The following is a 14,326-nucleotide window of genomic DNA, read 5'->3' as shown; positions in this document are numbered from 1 at the left end:
ATAAAATCATCCAGATGACAAAAGTCTTAATTACTGGTGCTACAGGAAATGTTGGAATTGAAGTAATAACAGCTTTACTTAATCTTGATTATCCATTAGAAATTTATGCTGGAGTGCGAGATACAAAATCAGGCAACGAAAAATTATTAAATTTTAAAGTTAATAACCTAAATTTTGATTTCACAAATAGTGATACTTTCATGCCTGCCTTTAGGAATATTGATATCCTTTTCCTACTTCGACCACCACAAATTTCAGAGGTAAATAAATATTTTGTACCACTAATTGAAATCGCAAAACAATCTACTATCAAACACATCGTGTTTCTATCCGTTCAAGGAGTTGAAAAAAGCAAAATAATACCACATCATAAAATTGAAAAATTAATTGTTGATAGTAAAATACCGTATACATTTTTACGTCCTGCCTATTTTATGCAAAACTTCATCACAACTTTACACGATGATTTGGTGAAAAAACAAAGAATTTATTTGCCAGCTGGAAATGTAAAATTTACAGTAATAGACGTAACTAATATTGGAGCTGTTGCAGCCAGAATTTTAAGTGACACGCAAAAACATCTTAACAAAAGTTATGAATTAACAAACAAAGAAACCTTGACATTTGCTGAAATGGCAGCCAAAATCAGTTTGGGTTTAGGGAAAACTATAAAATTTATTTCACCCAATTTACTGCAGTTCTTTTTAACCAAACTTAAAGAAAAGATGCCGACGATGCTTATTCTAGTGATGATTATGTTACACTACTTTCCTAGGTTTCAAAAGACACCAAAGACGACTAATTGTGTGCAAAGCATTACTGGCAAAGAACCAAAATCATTTGATAATTTTGTTAAAGCAAATCATAAACTACTTCAATAAAAAAGAATTAACATTTCATATTGCCTTCGCCAATTTTGTAAGAAATCACTTTTCTACTTTACTGTGTTTTAAAACACACCTTTACTCAATAAAATCATCCATTAAGCCAAATAATATATAACTAAATAAATTATCTTATCGATAAAAAACTTAAAGAAAAGGACTTTAGCTCCTGTAAAAATCCAATTTTACTTTTCTGCTTTAATCCAAGTGGTAACCACACCGCCTGTTTGGCTAGCATCAGCATAAGGAACTAACACAATATTGGCAGGTTTACCATCTGCTGTTGCTTTAACCTGATATGCTTGCGTACCTACCCATTTTACTGGTAATGAATTATAGGCTTGCTGTAATTGAAAATTATTTGCCTGAACGCTAAATTCTTGAGGTAAAGTAGGATTTAACAATTTATCAAACACCAGAACTTGTGGACCACGCTGAAAAGCGATAGCACCCGGGTAACTGATGCCGCCGTCTAAAACTTGAACTGGTAGCGAGAAATTCACCTCTATTTTATCGCCTTTATTCCACGTCCTATTTAAAGAAATCATTGCTTTATCTGATACTATTTGTGGTGTTCCGTTTATGGATACTTTATAATCTGTAGCCCAATAAGGTTTACGCAGCAATACTTCAAACTTTTGACTATTTGAAGGATTAACTTCTATGCTGATATTACCATTTTCTGGAAAGCTTGTTTTTGTGTTAAACGCTACGGTTTCGTTATTATTAATTTCAGTTTTATAAACTCCGGGTTGATAAAAAAGTATAGACGGACTGCCATTGATTTTTCCATTTGTGAACAAGGGAATCATGGCGATACCACGTGGAATACTAGACATGCAGCAAGTAATTACAGATTTATAGGGCTTTGCTCCCATTAGTGGCGTATAGTAACTAACTCCACCTGTTTGAGGATTTTCTGCACCTGTTAAATGATTATAAACCGAGCGTTCTAGTTCATCCACATATTTCATATCACCAAAAATACTTAACAATTGAAAATTTAGTTGAATCCAAGTGGTGGTAACGCAACCTTCGCCCATATTATCCTTATTAGATGCAGGTAATAAATGATCATCCTGAAAATGTTCAAAAGAGCTGGTTGTACCTGTAATATACAATCGCTTTTCGGCAATATCTTTCCAAGCAGCTAAAACTGGCTTTAAAAATTGTTCATCGGCAGTTACTCTGTATAATTTAGCCAAACCTACCAAGTTTGATAACATTTCATAAGCTTTAGAATTGGCAGTTTTATCAACCCTACCAATAGAATCAAGGGTTGAAATTATTCTAGGTCCTTTGGGGTTATTGTAACTTTTAGTAATGTAAAAGCAAAAATCTAGATACTTTTTTGCTCCAGAAAAACGGTATAAATCTGTCATGGGATCTATTACACTGGTTGCCGCCATACCCACATGAGAGCCAGATTTGATAATGTCTAACTGCCCAGGTTTATCGCCAAACTTATTGATTAAAATGTCGCCTACTCTTTCTGATGCAGTTAAAGCTGGCTTGTATCCTGTTAATTCGTAATAGCTTAGTAAGCCTATTAAATCATACTTATGCGACCAAACATCCCAGCTTGTCCATTGATTTTCTGGATCATAAGTCCCCAAATAGCCATCGCTTAATTGAGAGGCAATCAATTGCTGTGCAGTACGGTCTATTTGTATTTTAAGTTTAGTATCATTTTTATTTTTGTACGAATTACAAGCGGCTTCTAAAAATTTTCCTACGTGTTCGCCAATCCAAGGATGAACACCAGGTTTATTGATAAAGCCTGCAAGTAATGCAGTTTCTTCTACCTTATACAAACGATTTTCTGTGTTAGCCTTCATTCTTTCGCCTAACCAGCCAGTTACAGTTTGCTGATTTAACAATGCCGAACTAAAAGTTTCTTTTACTTTATATGCCACTACAGGTAAAGTAGCAGTATAGTTTATAGAAACATAACCATATTCATCATTTAAAACGGCTTTATATGCATTTTGGAACCTGAAACCAATATTGGATTTTTAGAAAAGATGATGGAGAAGTATATGGTATTTTAAAAATATTATCGCCTGGTTTTAAACTCACTAATTTTTGAACAGACTTTATTTTTTTTTGATTGATATCGAAAAAATCTGAAGTAATGGAGGCTTCAACGGTATTTAAAGAATTATTTTTAATGGTATTGGTGTACGTAACGCTTTTATTCTTTACTTCATCTTTAGTAGTTGCTCCTTCTGCGGTTGCTTTCATTACAAAAATTTGCTCCGGTTTAGCCGATGCTATTATTGGATTATCGTTAACAGAAGCCCAAGTACCCCAATGTGTTATTCTTATGGCAAATGTGTTTTCTTTATCCCATAAAATATCTTTATCATTTAATATATAAGCCCGTTTAATGTCTCCAGAAGTGCTTTCTCCAATCTTTTTTCCATTAAAATAAGCATTATCTTCTTCGCTAATTCTGCCTAGATATAAAGCTAAAGCACCTGTCTTTTTTTGTTCGTTTTTTAATGATGATGGAATTACCACTGTTTTTCTGATCCAAACTACATAACTGGGTTTTGGAAGCTCTGTTTTTCCCCATTTTAAATTATCGCTTGCTCTTTTTTGCCAAGCAGAATCATCAAAATTTGATGCAGAACTTGCTTTATCATCCTTAAAAGTATAATTCCAGTTTCCATTTAAAGGCAATTGAGCAAAAACAGTAGAGGTAGAAAGCAATAAAATGAATAGGATATTGATTTTAATTTTCATGATGTTAAATGTTCTACAATATTAAATACCTGAATATATAATTAATGCTAAACCTACTATGAAAAATAAAAACATGGCAGTGATTAGATTATTAACGCTTTTAGAAGAATTTTTAAACTCTTTCCAAACAAAAACACCCCACAAAGCAGCAATTAGTGTTGCTCCTTGGCCTAAACCATAAGAAATAGCTGGGCCGGCTTTTCCTGCAGCAATTAAATTTAGCGAGTTGCCTAATCCCCAAATTAATCCACCTAAAATACCTGTTAAATGTGTGCTGAAACTTCCATTAAAATAAGCCTTGTAACTGGTAGGTGTTCCTTCAAACGGCTTCCTAATCAAAATGGTATTGAAAATAAAATTGCTTAAAAATATCCCTACAGAAAAAATGAAAACGGCGGTGTAAGGTGTCATTTTACCTGCTGCCGGAGAAACAAAATTATCTAAATCCATAGATGCGGCTATAAATCGGTAGAAAAACGACATTAAAACACCTGCAATTAATGATAGAAAAATCCCTTTTGCAGATACCTTTGGATCGCCTATACTTTTCTTTTTATAAGCCACGGCATTAAAAATAATAGCAATTGCTACCATTGCAACTCCTAAAAAAAGCATAACAGGATCACCTTTTGCAGCTGCAGAATAATTGACTATAACACCTAAAACCAGCGCTAGTCCAATTGCTACAGGAAAAGCAACTGCCATACCTGCAATAGCTATTGCTGCAGAAAATAAAATATTAGCTGCATTAAAAATCACACCACCAATTAATGCACTCCATATATTTGATGAATCCGCTTGCTTTAAGTCTTCTAAAAAGCTTCTTCCTTCTGTACCGAAGCTTCCTAATGTGAAGGCAGAAATCATCGAAAACAATAAAATCCCGATGACATAATCCCAATAAAACAATTCGAAACGCAAAGTTTTACTGGCTAATTTTTGTGTATTTGCCCAGGAACCCCAGCAAAGCATCGTGATAACACAGAATAATATGGCAATTGAATAGGATGATATAATAAACATATTTTATGAAATTACAGGTTGTTTTAAACTTAGTTCGTTTCTAAATGGTATGGAAGATTGTGCTCCCAACTTGGTTACAGCGATAGCCGCTGCTTTGCATGCAAATTCTGTTGATGCAATCAAGTTCTTTCCTTCTGCCAGTGCTACACATAAAGCTCCGTTAAATACATCGCCCGCGGCAGTAGTGTCTATGGCACTTACTTTTAATGCAGGTACGTGATGGTATTGTCCTTCAGAAAATATTAAAGCGCCTTCTTGGCCAAGGGTAATGATCACATTTTTTACTCCTTTTTGATGGATAATGCTGGCAGCAATTTTCGCTTGCTCTATATTTTCAACCTTTATTCCACTAATCATTTCAGCTTCTGTTTGATTAGGCGTTATTAAATAAAGTTTTTCTAATAAATGATCTGGTAACATACAAGCTGGGGCAGGATTTAGAATAACCTTTGCACTTAACTCGGTAGCTCTATCAGCAACATAAACAACAGTTTCTAATGGGATTTCTAATTGCATAATTACAAAATCAGCTTTTGAGATGGCACCATCAGCTTTTTTTAAATCATCAGGAGATAATGTTGCATTTGCACCCGAAGCAACAACAATGCAGTTTTCTGCTTTATCATCAATTGTGATTAAGGCTACGCCAGATGGATTATGAGGGTCGGAAAAAAGAAAGGTCTCAATTCCCTCGTCCTGAAATAATTGTAAAGATTGTTTTCCGAAAATATCATTACCAGTTTTACAGATAAAAGAAACTTTACCGCCTAATCTGGCGACTGCTACCGCTTGGTTTGCCCCTTTACCACCAGGGTTCATGAAAAATTCTCCTCCTAAAATTGTCTCTCCTGCAGATGGTAAATGAGCCGCTTTAATTACCATATCTGTATTAGAGCTTCCTACTACCAGGATATTTAATTGATCCATAAATAATTTATAAATTGGTTTATTGGTTTGTTGCGCCGATTTAAGTGCTTAATCTGTAATTACATTCTAAAATTTTCTAAGAATATAATACTTATAAGATTTGTCAATTGGTTAGCTAAATGTAATCTCCATTTTAGTAAAATTAAAACCTATTTTTTTTAAAATATATAATCCTAAAAATTATTAAAATATAAAATAATGCTATTTTAGTAAAATTAAAGCTATAATTAATTACTAAATTTTATAACCCTAAAAAGATTGATTAAAAATCAAAGTCTAGTTTTATTAATAAAGTCTTTATCAAAAGGAGAGAAAAGATATTTCAAATTAAGGAGTGCTCTACAAGATGGAGCAAAAGATTATCTTCATTTGTTTGATTTGATAGAGCGTAACAATAATTATTCTGATTTAAAAGCAAATTATTTAAGCTTAAAACCGCAAGCTTCTTTTGAGGTGACCAGCAATTATTTATTTAAGCTGATTATGGATGCGCTTTTTTATCTAAAATCTGATAAGGATTTAGAAGCTAAACTAAACAAAAAAGTGATACAAGTGCAGCTTCTTTTTGAAAAAGGACTATTTGAAGATGGATTTAAATGGCTAAAAAGAATAAAAATAGAAGCAGAAAATACAGAATTAACGCTGATTACTTTTTGGGCAAATAAGCTGGAGTTACAATTTATTACAGAATTGGGTTTTCACACCATATCGGAAGATAAACTGATCACTAAACATGCAAAAACTCAAAGTCTGTTAAAAAACGAATTGAATTTAAATCAACATACTGCTTTATATCAGCTGTTGCGGCATCGCTTAATTTACAAAGGAAACGTAAGAACTAAAGAGCAAAAAGAAGATTTAAATGATTTATTAATAACAGAAGTAGGTTTAATATCAAAATCTACAGCTGGCAAGTTTGAAAGCAAAAAAACGCATTTGCTTTTTCAGGCCTATTATATGATAAGCGTTGGAAACTATCCATCAGCATTGTTAATCTTTTATGATTTGATGGAACTTTTTGAAAAACATCAATTGCTTTGGCAAGATGCTCCGAATGATTATTTATACACTTTAGAAGGGATTCTTGATAGTTTGGTAAATATCCAAAAGTTTGATGAGATGGATTATTTTTTGGATAAACTTAATAGTTTAGATAATAAAGAAAATTTTGGGATTAATATTTCCAGAATCGACTTTACCTATAAAACTAGAAGATATTTAAATAAAGGACTGATATACGATGCAATTGAATTATTACAACATCATAAAATTACACTCTTTGGCAACCTCGCTTTAATTAATCCTCATAAACAAGCTGAGGTACAACTTTATGCTTCAATAATTTATTTTATAAATGGCAATTTAACAGAAGCTAACCAAACCTTAAATAGAGTACTATTAAACAGCAAATCATTTTATGTTTTACCTATTTACCGTACTTTTAGGTTGTTGCATTTATTGGTGCATTACGAATTAAAAAACCACGATTATTTGCTGCATGAAAAGAGGTCTATTAAAAGAAGTATGACTGGTTTTGGGCATCAAAATTATTTAATAGAAAAAATACTTTTTAGATTTCTCTCCCAAAAGAAAGTTTACCAAAGTCCATCAGAAAAAATAATATTTTTAAAAAAAATAAAAAATAATTTTGATAAAATTAAAGTTGATAGATATGAAAATAGGATATTAAATATTTTCAATTTTGAAGCATGGGTAGAAGCAAATGTTTTAAACAAACCGTTAATTGAAATCTTACAAAACCATACTAATTATGAATAATAAAATTCCGGATAGTTTAATTTTCGACATGGATGGCACTCTTTGGGACGCTGTTGATACTTATGCCATTTGCTGGAATATAGTTTTAGAGAAACATCTAATTAAAAGTATTACAAGAGAAAAACTTTTAGGCATGATGGGTTGGGAAAAAGAAAAAGTGATCTCTCATTATTTTAATAATATTTCAGCAGCTATAGCCGATAAAATTTTTGAAGATATTGTAGAGGTACAAGACGAAATAATTCCAAAAATTGGTGGTAAAATATATGACCATGTTGTGGAGGGCATTAAAATATTATCCAAAAAATACAAACTATTTATATTAAGTAATTGCCCTCCTAATACCATTAAACAATTTATAGAATTGGCCAAAATAGAAACCTATATTACAGATCATATTGCTCATGGTTACAATTTGAAACCTAAACACTTTAATATGCAATTGCTGATTGATAAACATAGCCTTAAGAATCCATTTTATATTGGTGACACCTTAACAGACAGCACTGAAAGTAAAAAAGCAAATCTCCCTTTTGTTTATTTAACCTACGGATTTGGTGATGTTGAAACTTATGATTTAAAGTTTGATAATTTCAAAAATTTTGTTGATCATTTTGATGGGTTGAAATAATAGATTTGTCCTACTCCTTTATTCCTTAATAAATCAATATAGTTAAGCTTTAGGCATCATAGTATAAGTTTAATTTCCCCTGAGAGGCTAAATTTGATGTTTAAACCAATTTAGCAAACCTATTTTTTTGACCTTAAAATTCTTTTGCCCTAAATGGGGTTGCTAAGCTTTAACTTGGGATACATTTTTTCCGGCATTCCCTTTATTTTTGCAAACCTATTTTATTAACAAGCACAAAATCGTCAAACGATATTGGATCTTTTCCTGTTATAATTTTAATGCAATCGGTAGTTTTTGGTGTTTTTTGAAAACGAGGTAAATAATGCAACATCATCATTACCAAAATAAACATTAATGGCATATTTTCTTTTCTTTTAGTCAAATAGAACTGCAAAAGATTGGGTGAAATAAAATTGATTTTCCTTCCAATTCCAGCACTCATTTTTTCTGCCATTTCTGTAAAGGTCAAAGTTTCATGGTTTGTTAAATCGTATTTTTTATTAACATGATATGGATAATCAATTATTACTTTTGCTGCAACACAACCAATATCTTTTATATCTATTAAAGTGAATTTGGTATTCCCAGCCGGCAGATAAATTCTATTGTGTTTTACAATGTCATACTTTAAAGTTGTTGTAAAGTTTTGCATAAAGTATGCAGGCCGCAAAAAGGTGAAAGCAATATTACTTTCTATAATTAAATTTTCAATTTTATAGTGTGGTATAATTTCGCTTTTCTCTACTCCTTGTACAGATAAAAAAACAATATGTTTTATAAAAGATTGCTTTGCGAATCCAATTAAAGGTTCAAAATATTTTTTAACATCCGATAATTGCGGAGGTCGTAACAGAAAAAGGATGTCGATATCATGAAAAGCAGGTAAAATAGTCTCACTTTTGGTAAAATCAAATTTTATAAGCTTAACGTTGAGATTTGTTAATTCCTCATTTCTATCTTCCGTGTTTCTTACACCAGCAAATATTTCTAATTGATGATTAAATTTATTTAAAGCAGCTAATACTTCTATGCCAACATTTCCTGTTGCTCCTGTGATTAAAACTTTTAACATTTTTATTATAAAGATACTTTTATGGAGGCAGAATTTAATTTAAAACATCTTTCACCAAGCTCATTGTGATTTTCTGAAATTCTTTTACACGCTGTTGGGCTTTTATAGCTTTTTCAAAGAAAGCAATCGGATTTAATGCCATGTCCAAAACCTGCGGAACTAATAATTTAACTTCTTCTTCTACATCAAAATTAAAAAGCCAATCGCCTAAACCTATATCCCGCCACATTGCACCTTTACTACTTTGTTCTGCCCATCTGCAAACTAAAGCTGGAATACCATGTCCTATACATAAAATTGGGCTATGCATTTCATTACTAAACATACCTGCAGATTGTTTATATACACTTAAAGCTTCATCGGGCATCCAAAATTGAGATCGCCATACTACACGTTTTTGAATATCTGCTGGCAGCTTATCATAAATTTCTTTCTTTCCCAATTCTACTTGGGTAATATCTTCTGCAACTATTAACACTTTTAGTTGTGTTTTACGTACCACTTCTATAATGGCTTGTCTCATTGGTAAATGATCATGCTCCATCATGGCTTCATTTCTTGCGTTTTTTTGTGCATCAAAAGGCTTATTCTTTTGCTCATGCAACCAAACAGGTGTGGCTCTATGTTTTGGAATACAACATAAAAATTGCTTGGTTTCTAATTGATTTTCTTTTAAAAACTGGTTAGCTTTTTCCTTATTTTCAATATCGAAAGCAAAAGCTGCATCGGGTGCAAAACCTGTGATTCTAGCTTTTACACCGTCTTCATTTGCTTTTGCAAGCGAAACAGAATCGCGGAAGTAAACAAATGCCGCATCACTTAACATTTCTTTCTCTGGAACACCATATAAGCCATAAGTTACTCCATAGACGCCGTAAGATTTACCTGTCCGCTTTTTAAAAGCGAGTGCTTCTGCCCAGCCAATTGTTGCGGGACCAGAACAATGCAGAAAAAAGTCTGATTGATTGATTGCTAAGTCTAAGTCTGAAGTTGAGGCCACACCATCAGCAATTAGTATGCCCTCAACAATTTTTAATTTAGGAAAACGACATTTCAACATATCAACCTCTTCTTTAGGCAGATAATGGTAATGTGGCCAAAAAGTGACTATAGCATTTGGAATATATATTTCTAATAAATGAAGCAAACCAGGCGTATGAGATATATCGCCAATGTTTTCAATCTGCCAGCCCGAACGCAATAAGATTTGAGGAGAAGTTTTTGCGTAGGAGCTTAGATCTTTAGTGATTAGCGTTACTATTGCAGCTATAGAAACGGACTTAATAAAATCTCTACGATTTGGATTCATAACTAAAAATATTATTTTTAAATAATATGAGTATTTGATAGCAAAAAAATTGAAGTTGCGATTTATGAATATCAAATACTAAACTTTCATCAATATTAATTTGCTAATAAATAACCCATAAATCCTAAAGTATAGGGCGAAATTACCCTTAATCCACTTCGCTGTAAAATTTCACCACCTTTATTAACTTGGGCGGTTCCAGTCAGTAAACCATCTGGAGTTAAATAATCTTTTAAGGCTTTGGTTGCTTTATCAGAAGCACTTTTTGCTGTTGCATCTAAAACACCAATTTGATAACCATATTTTAATGCTGCTGCAATACCAGCCGTACCTGATGTTTCTAAACCTGTTTCCGGCTCATGCAAAAAACAATACCACATTCCGTTTTTTTGCTGAAACTGAATAACATATTTTGCAGCCCTGATGATTTCTTTTTTTAATAGGTCTGCATCTTGATGATTTTTTAATTGCTCATAAGAACGGATATAACCCAAAAGGTACCAAGCCACTCCCCTGCTCCAATTTTTATAAATCCTTCCCCCATTGCCATCTGTTCGCTGGTAAATTCCTGTCGAGTCTGCCAATGCAGAAGATCTGGCCAAGAGATTTTTAACTGCCAAATTAATCAACTGATTGTCTTTTCTCTGGTTGCCAATTACTGCTAGCGGATAAGAAACCGTATAACATTCCTCGGTTTTAATGATAGGAAAATTGCTTTGCGGATCATCACTAGTTACCCCATTTTTATCGGTATGATTTTTACAAAATGCAATAACTTCATTTAAAGATGGATGCTGAGGATGATATTGGGCATACAGCGCAAATGGTAAAACTGTCTCTACATTCATTACTGTATTAGCAATTGGAGTGTTGTAAAGACCGGTATAATTAAAACCATCTTTGGTAAAATACTGTTTAAATCTACGGTATAAACTACTATTAGCCTCGGGATTATGACCTGTAAAAACCTGTAAACCATCCATTACTACGCCTTCCATCCAGCCAAATGGCTGATAAACCTCTCTGTTTAAAAGGGTTCTTTTTAGCTCGTCAAAATTTGTTTTTATATTATCATATAAGAGCAAATGAGGTTTAAACACTTTTGAAATTTTCTCATCATTAGCGGCAAATACGCCAATGGGTTTTTCTCCTTTTATTTTTTTGAGTGTTATCCCTCCATTTAAAACATCGTTAATATATTTTTGAGGAATTTGTAGCTCATAAACCTGTAAGTAAGTGGCATAACTTAAATCCATTTCTCCAAGCTTAAAATTGTTTTTATTGAGCAGAACCTCTAAAACACATGGTTCTCTTACATCTGTTGCCGTACTGATTCGAAAACGAGCAAATTTAGTGTTAATATTTGCAGCATTAGGCGACCAATTAAAACTAATCCCTTTCTTATCTATTAAATGATAAGCCCAATTAAAAGGGGTTGTTTTACCAGAATCTAATAGCTCAGCCTCGTTACTTAACACATTAGCCTGCAAAATAACGAAAGGCATTTCTTTATGATGTCCTAAACTCTGAAGCCGGTTATTAGAGATGCAAGAAGTTAATATCAAAAATATTAATACAATTACGCATTTTAAATCATTGATGATTAAGTTTTTAGAAATCATTTATAAAAATTAAACTCTTATAAATTTTAAACCTATTTTATAAAATAATTCCCCTTTAACCTGATATCTTCAGAAGAACTTCCAATCATCAAATTAAATTCACCTGGCTCTACCACTTGCTTAAAATCTTTATTTAAAAAGCTGAATGATTTTGGTGTTAGCGTAATGCTTACATTTTTTGTTTCGCCAGCTTTTAAAATAACTCTTGCAAAACCTTCTAAATCCTTCACATTTCTAACTACCGAACTTACCTTGTCTCTGATGTATAACTGGGCAACTTCTGTACCATCTATATTGCCTGCGTTTTTTAAATCAAAGCTTACGGTAATGTTTCCATCTTGTTGATTATTAGATGAATTTATTTTGAGATTAGCATAACCAAAAGTGGTATAGCTTAAACCAAAGCCAAATTCATAAAGCGGTTTTGTGGTGATATCCAGATAATTATTCGCAAAGCGATGTTTCATATCTACCGTATCTAAATCATGTGAGGTACGTTTGTAGTTATAAAAAATTGGAATTTGCCCAGTATTATGAGGAAAAGTAACGGTTAGTTTTCCTGATGGATTATAATCGCCAAAAAGAACATCGGCGACAGCCAAGCCACCCATTGTACCCGGAAACCAGGCCTCTAATACGGCATCAGATTTTTGGCTCAGTTCATTTAAATCAAAAGGTCTTCCATTAAACACCACACTTACAATTGGTTTTCCTGTTTGTGCCAAAGCGTCTAATAATTGTAATTGTGCACCCGGTAATGTGATATTAGAAATGCTACCACTTTCGCCGCTCATCCAATATTCTTCGCCTACAGCTAAAATTATTAAATCAGCTTTTTGTGCTTGAGCCACAGCTTCTGGGATTAATTCTAATCCTTTAGGCTCAAAACCATCTAACTTAATCCCCTCAGAGTAAGTTATATTCACATCTTTACCTGCCCTTTGTTTTATTCCGTTTAACAAAGTAATTACCTCTTCTGATTTACCCTGAGAATATTGACCGCCCCACCAAGCCATTAAATCTTTTTGACGAGTTGCTAAAGGACCAATTACCGCTATATTTTTAACCGTATTTTTAATTGGCAGTAGGTTGCTTTTGTTTTTCAACAATACCATACTTTCACGAGCAGCTTTTCTGGCAATTTCAAGATTTTCTTTGCTTAATAGTACTTCTTTCTCTCTTTTTTCATCTAAGTATTGATATGGATTATCAAATAAACCCAGATCAAACTTTGCTTTTAGCACTTTTAAAACGGCAGCATCAATTGTTGCAACTTTTACTTCTCCTTTTGCTACTAATTTTTCTAGGTTTTTAAGAAATAGCTCACTGGTCATATCTACATCAACACCTGAATTTATAGACATTTTAACGGCTTCTTCTGCGTTTGCAGCTACTCCAATTTTCATTAAGTTTCTGGTAGTTTCCCAATCGGTAATCACCATGTTTTTAAAGCCCAGTTCGTTTCTTAAAATATCTTTTAATAAAAAGCTATTTGCCGATGCTGGTATACCATCATAAGCTGTATAAGCCGACATTAAACTTCCTACTCCTGCATCAATTGCCGCTTTAAAAGGGGGCAAATAAGTCTCTCTTAATGTACGTTCAGAAAAACCATCAATATTATAATCACGCCCAGCCAAAGCAGAACCATAACCAGCATAATGTTTTACACAAGCCATTAAAGAAGTGTTGCTTGTTAAATCTGTTCCCTGAAAACCTCTAACTCTTGCGGCTGCAACTAAACTTCCGTAATATGGGTCTTCACCTGCTGCTTCGCTAATTCTTCCCCATCTTGGATCGTGAGAAATATCTACCATTGGAGCGTAGGTTAATCTAATTCCGCCGGCCGAAGCTTCCTTTGCAGCTATAGAAGCCGTTTCAGAAATTCTATCTAAATTCCAGCTTGCAGATTCTCCCAATGGAACAGGAAAAATAGTTCTATAACCATGAATAACGTCTTCTTGAAAAATTATTGGAATGCCTAACCTGGTCTGCTCGACAGCAATTTTTTGTATTATCAAATTATTTTTAGCGCCGTTACTTTTCAAAATACTTCCCACTTCCCCACGCTTCACTTTATCATCCATTTTATTGGTGGTATTGTTTTCATTTACGTAGGTAACCAAATTTAACTGCCCAATTTTTTCTTTCAAAGTCATTTTAGAAAGCAGGTCTTTAGCCCTTAATTCGGAATTTACTTTTGGATTTTTATAAACCGATGATTGCGTAGTTTTTTGAGCAACCGATACTAAAGGGATCAAGTATATAAAAAAGACGATTAGATTTTTGTAATTCATTATGATGTTTTTTTAATTGTGGATAGATTGATAA

General features: G+C 33.0%; 11 protein-coding genes. 3 read left to right on the top strand and 8 right to left on the bottom strand.

The genetic code is table 11. From position 1 onward, the window contains the following. Positions 1-14 precede the first annotated feature (14 nt). Positions 15-881 carry an NmrA family NAD(P)-binding protein gene (locus tag A5893_RS09985; RefSeq protein ID WP_068822416.1) on the top strand — a complete coding sequence of 289 codons (867 nt, stop codon included), beginning with the start codon at positions 15-17 and terminating at the stop codon, positions 879-881. 188 nt (positions 882-1,069) lie between these two features. Here the strand turns inward: A5893_RS09985 and A5893_RS09980 are convergent, their stop codons facing one another. From A5893_RS09980 to rbsK, 4 genes are all read right to left on the bottom strand, one after another. Continuing rightward, positions 1,070-2,800, bottom strand: coding sequence for a beta-L-arabinofuranosidase domain-containing protein (locus tag A5893_RS09980; protein WP_068822415.1), 1,731 nt, complete (start codon positions 2,798-2,800; stop codon positions 1,070-1,072). A 61-nt stretch (positions 2,801-2,861) separates the two neighbouring features. Continuing rightward, positions 2,862-3,632: a glycoside hydrolase family 2 protein gene (locus tag A5893_RS09975; RefSeq protein WP_068822414.1), complete on the bottom strand. Its 771-nt coding sequence runs from the start codon at positions 3,630-3,632 to the stop codon at positions 2,862-2,864. Positions 3,633-3,653: 21 nt separating this feature from the next. Then, entirely contained in the window at positions 3,654-4,655 is a 1,002-nt protein-coding gene (locus A5893_RS09970; protein WP_068822413.1) for a GRP family sugar transporter, read from the bottom strand. A 3-nt stretch (positions 4,656-4,658) separates the two neighbouring features. Next, positions 4,659-5,582 (bottom strand): ribokinase, encoded by a 924-nt coding sequence (gene rbsK / locus A5893_RS09965; protein WP_068822412.1) that lies wholly within the window; start codon positions 5,580-5,582, stop codon positions 4,659-4,661. A gap of 258 nt (positions 5,583-5,840) precedes the next feature. Between rbsK and A5893_RS09960 the strand changes: the two genes are divergently transcribed. Both A5893_RS09960 and A5893_RS09955 read left to right on the top strand, forming a co-directional pair. Beyond that, entirely contained in the window at positions 5,841-7,361 is a 1,521-nt protein-coding gene (locus A5893_RS09960; RefSeq protein ID WP_068822411.1) for a hypothetical protein, read from the top strand. Beyond that, on the top strand, positions 7,354-7,992 hold the full coding sequence (locus tag A5893_RS09955) for an HAD family hydrolase (RefSeq protein WP_068822410.1): 639 nt from the start codon (positions 7,354-7,356) through the stop codon (positions 7,990-7,992). The genes A5893_RS09960 and A5893_RS09955 overlap by 8 nt, the downstream gene beginning before the upstream one ends. 202 nt (positions 7,993-8,194) lie before the next feature. On the opposite strand, the gene A5893_RS09950 is transcribed toward A5893_RS09955, so the two are convergent. The 4 genes from A5893_RS09950 to bglX form a co-directional block, all read right to left on the bottom strand. Continuing rightward, a complete protein-coding gene (locus A5893_RS09950) occupies positions 8,195-9,064 on the bottom strand; it encodes an NmrA family NAD(P)-binding protein (protein WP_068822409.1) in 870 nt (289 codons plus the stop codon). Between the two features lie 34 nt (positions 9,065-9,098). Beyond that, complete coding sequence (locus A5893_RS09945; protein ID WP_068822408.1) at positions 9,099-10,373, bottom strand: polysaccharide pyruvyl transferase family protein; 1,275 nt, start codon at positions 10,371-10,373, stop codon at positions 9,099-9,101. A gap of 95 nt (positions 10,374-10,468) precedes the next feature. Then, positions 10,469-11,878, bottom strand: coding sequence for a glycoside hydrolase family 88 protein (locus A5893_RS09940; RefSeq protein ID WP_198342300.1), 1,410 nt, complete (start codon positions 11,876-11,878; stop codon positions 10,469-10,471). 149 nt (positions 11,879-12,027) lie between these two features. Continuing rightward, the gene (gene bglX / locus A5893_RS09935) at positions 12,028-14,292 is read right to left on the bottom strand and encodes a beta-glucosidase BglX (RefSeq protein ID WP_068822406.1); all 2,265 of its coding nucleotides are present in this window, start codon (positions 14,290-14,292) and stop codon (positions 12,028-12,030) included. Positions 14,293-14,326 lie beyond the last annotated feature (34 nt).

Origin of the sequence: Pedobacter psychrophilus (assembly GCF_001652725.1) — a bacterium.
In the GTDB taxonomy this organism is placed as follows: domain Bacteria; phylum Bacteroidota; class Bacteroidia; order Sphingobacteriales; family Sphingobacteriaceae; genus Pseudopedobacter; species Pseudopedobacter psychrophilus.
This window is presented reverse-complemented; position numbering and strand designations above follow the sequence as displayed.

Excerpts from the sequence above, each read along its gene's own strand:
- A5893_RS09955 (WP_068822410.1), top strand. The coding sequence starts at position 7,354 with ATGAATAATAAAATTCCGGATAGTTTAATTTTCGACATGGATGGCACT.
- A5893_RS09950 (WP_068822409.1), bottom strand. The coding sequence starts at position 9,064 with ATGTTAAAAGTTTTAATCACAGGAGCAACAGGAAATGTTGGCATAGAA.
- A5893_RS09970 (WP_068822413.1), bottom strand. The coding sequence starts at position 4,655 with ATGTTTATTATATCATCCTATTCAATTGCCATATTATTCTGTGTTATC.
- rbsK (WP_068822412.1), bottom strand. The coding sequence starts at position 5,582 with ATGGATCAATTAAATATCCTGGTAGTAGGAAGCTCTAATACAGATATG.
- bglX (WP_068822406.1), bottom strand. The coding sequence starts at position 14,292 with ATGAATTACAAAAATCTAATCGTCTTTTTTATATACTTGATCCCTTTA.
- A5893_RS09945 (WP_068822408.1), bottom strand. The coding sequence starts at position 10,373 with ATGAATCCAAATCGTAGAGATTTTATTAAGTCCGTTTCTATAGCTGCA.
- A5893_RS09985 (WP_068822416.1), top strand. The coding sequence starts at position 15 with ATGACAAAAGTCTTAATTACTGGTGCTACAGGAAATGTTGGAATTGAA.
- A5893_RS09975 (WP_068822414.1), bottom strand. The coding sequence starts at position 3,632 with ATGAAAATTAAAATCAATATCCTATTCATTTTATTGCTTTCTACCTCT.
- A5893_RS09940 (WP_198342300.1), bottom strand. The coding sequence starts at position 11,878 with ATGCCTTTCGTTATTTTGCAGGCTAATGTGTTAAGTAACGAGGCTGAG.